Annotated in this window: 4 protein-coding genes and 1 pseudogene; all 5 read left to right on the top strand. The window is 42.8% G+C overall.

Annotated features, from left to right (window positions below; genetic code table 11):
• Window positions 1–406 (top strand): branched-chain amino acid transport system II carrier protein (locus SORDD16_RS11920; RefSeq protein WP_241734027.1); only part of this gene is annotated, 406 nt, incomplete at its 5' end.
• Window positions 407–505: 99 nt separating this feature from the next.
• On the top strand, window positions 506–1,543 hold the full coding sequence (locus SORDD16_RS06950) for a M42 family metallopeptidase (protein ID WP_061452852.1): 1,038 nt from the start codon (window positions 506–508) through the stop codon (window positions 1,541–1,543).
• A gap of 1 nt (window position 1,544) precedes the next feature.
• Window positions 1,545–2,006 carry an HIT family protein gene (locus SORDD16_RS06945; RefSeq protein ID WP_061452851.1) on the top strand — a complete coding sequence of 154 codons (462 nt, stop codon included), beginning with the start codon at window positions 1,545–1,547 and terminating at the stop codon, window positions 2,004–2,006.
• Window positions 2,007–2,022: 16 nt separating this feature from the next.
• Window positions 2,023–2,739, top strand: coding sequence for an LD-carboxypeptidase LdcB/DacB (gene ldcB, locus SORDD16_RS06940; RefSeq protein ID WP_061452850.1), 717 nt, complete (start codon window positions 2,023–2,025; stop codon window positions 2,737–2,739).
• Between the two features lie 122 nt (window positions 2,740–2,861).
• Window positions 2,862–2,988, top strand: a pseudogene (locus tag SORDD16_RS06935) (50S ribosomal protein L11); the annotation flags it as partial.

Raw genomic sequence — 2,988 nt, 5'->3', positions numbered from 1 at the left:
CTTTAATGAGCGTTTTCCACAAATCAGCTACAAGGTTTATGCGACAGCCTTTACCTTGATTGGGTTTGCCATTGCAAACCTCGGTTTGGATGCGATCATCAAGTATTCAGTTCCAGTATTGGTAATCTTGTACCCAATCACGATTGCTATTGTCATGATTGTCATCGTGAACAAATTTGTGGCTCTTTCAAAACCAGGTATGCAGTTGACAATTGCAGTCGTTACAGCTATTGCTCTTGCAAGCGTGCTTGGAAGTTCCTTTAAGATTGGGTTTCTAGAAAATCTTGTCAATGATCTTCCGTTTGCAACTGCCTCTCTACCATGGCTGGTGCCAGCTATTATCGGAATCTTACTTTCCTTGGTTCTACCAAACAAACAAGAGAGTGATGTTTTTGAGATGGAATAAAAAAAGAAATCACTTTTGTAAGTCAACTCTACAGGAGTGATTTTTCTTTTTTCCTCTCTACTGAAATGTGCTATAATAGGTAGCAAAAGAGGTGAAGAAATGGATCAAACTGTAAACTATATCAAAGAACTAACCGCAATTGCATCTCCGACGGGCTTTACTCGTGAGATTTCAGACTACCTAGTCCATACTTTAGAAGAGCTTGGTTACCAGCCAGTTCGTACAGCCAAGGGTGGTGTCAATGTGACCATTAAAGGTCAAAATGATGAGCAACAACGTTATGTGACTGCCCATGTGGATACGCTAGGTGCTATTGTTCGTGCAGTCAAACCGGATGGCCGTCTCAAATTGGATCGTATCGGTGGTTTTCCCTGGAACATGATTGAAGGTGAGAATTGTACGGTTCATGTAGCTAGCACAGGTAAAACGGTATCTGGAACCATTCTCATCCACCAGACTTCTTGCCATGTCTACAAAGATGCAGGAACTGCAGAACGTACGCAGGACAATATGGAAGTGCGTTTGGACGAAAAAGTGACCAATGAAAAAGAAACCCACGCCTTGGGCATCGAGGTTGGCGACTTTATCAGTTTTGACCCGAGAACTGTCGTGACAGAGACTGGTTTTATCAAGTCCCGTCATTTGGATGACAAGGTCAGCGCAGCGATTTTGCTCAATCTTCTTCGTATTTACAAGGAAGAGGGGATTGAATTGCCAGTAACAACTCATTTTGCTTTTTCAGTCTTTGAAGAGGTGGGCCACGGTGCAAACTCCAATATTCCAGCTCAGGTAGTGGAATATCTAGCTGTCGATATGGGGGCAATGGGAGATGACCAGCAGACGGATGAGTACACAGTATCTATCTGTGTCAAGGACGCTTCAGGTCCCTATCACTACGACTTCCGTCAACATTTAGTGGCTTTGGCGAAAGAGCAAGATATTCCATTTAAGCTAGATATCTATCCATTTTATGGTTCTGACGCTTCAGCGGCCATGTCTGCAGGAGCAGAGGTCAAACACGCCCTCCTTGGAGCTGGTATTGAGTCCAGTCACTCTTACGAACGAACACACATTGATTCGGTCGTAGCGACTGAGCGTATGGTAGATGCCTATCTCAAGAGCGCCTTGGTAGACTAATATGTGCTTGATTTGCCAACGAATTGAACTCATCAAGACTGGTGAAAATCCCTACTTTGTAAAAGAACTAGAAACAGGCTATGTTGTTATTGGAGACCACCAATACTTTAAGGGCTATACCTTGTTTTTAGCAAAGGAGCATGTCACAGAACTCCATCATATGGAGACTTCTGAAAAACTTCGTTTTCTAGAGGAAATGAGTTTGGTCCAAGAAGCTGTCGCTAAAACGTTTAAAGCTGAAAAAATGAACATCGAACTTCTAGGAAATGGAGATGCCCACGTTCACTGGCACCTCTTTCCAAGACGAACAGGTGATATGAGGGGACATGGATTGAATGGCCGTGGTCCAGTCTGGTGGGTGCCCTGGGAAGAAATGGCGGCAGAAGATTGCCAAGTGCAATTCCATGAGTTGGAACAAATGATAAAAGCCTTGTCCGATGAATTAGAGAAGCACTTGGTCTAAGAGAGGAAGCAAAAAAATGAAAAAAAGATATATCATTTTATCTGGTTTGCTAGCAGTAACCCTAGCAGCATGTTCTCAAGAACAACCTAAAAATGAAGAAAACCCTCAAAAAACGGAACAAACTAGTCAACCTGAAGGAACTGTAGGGAGCAAATCTCAAGCCTCTAGTCAGAAGAAGGCAGAAGTTGTCAATAAGGGAGACTACTATAGTATTCAAGGGAAGTACGATGAAATCGTCATAGCCAATAAGCACTATCCTTTGTCAAAAGACTATAATCCAGGAGAAAACCCAACAGCCAAGGCAGAGTTGCTCAAACTCATTGCAGCAATGCAAGCAGCTGGCTACCCAATCAGCGATCACTACAGTGGTTTTAGAAGTTATGAAACCCAAACCAAACTTTATCAAGACTATGTGAATCAAGACGGTAAGGAAGCAGCAGATCGCTACTCAGCTCGACCAGGTTATAGTGAACACCAGACAGGTCTTGCTTTTGATTTAATTGGGACTAATGGAGAATTGGTAACAGAGGAGAAGGCGGCCCAGTGGCTCTTAGATCATGCAGCTGACTATGGCTTTGTCGTTCGCTATCTCAAAGGCAAGGAAAAAGAGACTGGCTACATGGCGGAAGAATGGCATCTTCGCTACGTTGGAAAAGAAGCCAAAGAAATTGCTGCCAGTGGCCTTAGTTTGGAAGAATACTATGGCTTTGAAGGCGGAGATTACGTCGATTAAAAAAGAAATTTTTCTCTTGCATTTTTAGATAAATAGTGTATAATAGTTGGGTATGTGTAAAGCATACTTGTGGGAGGTAAAAATCTTACATTACCGCCAAAACCACAAAGGAGGATTTAAAAATGGCTAAAAAAGTCGAAAAACTTGTAAAATTGCAAATCCCTGCTGGTAAAGCTACACCAGCTCCACCAGTTGGACCTGCTCTTGGTCAAGCTGGTATCAACATCATGGGATTCACAAAAGAGTTCA

Source organism: Streptococcus oralis, assembly GCF_001578945.1.
GTDB lineage: Bacteria > Bacillota > Bacilli > Lactobacillales > Streptococcaceae > Streptococcus > Streptococcus oralis_Q.
Note: the sequence above shows the minus strand (reverse complement) of the source record. Positions and strands in the feature narration are given on the sequence as shown.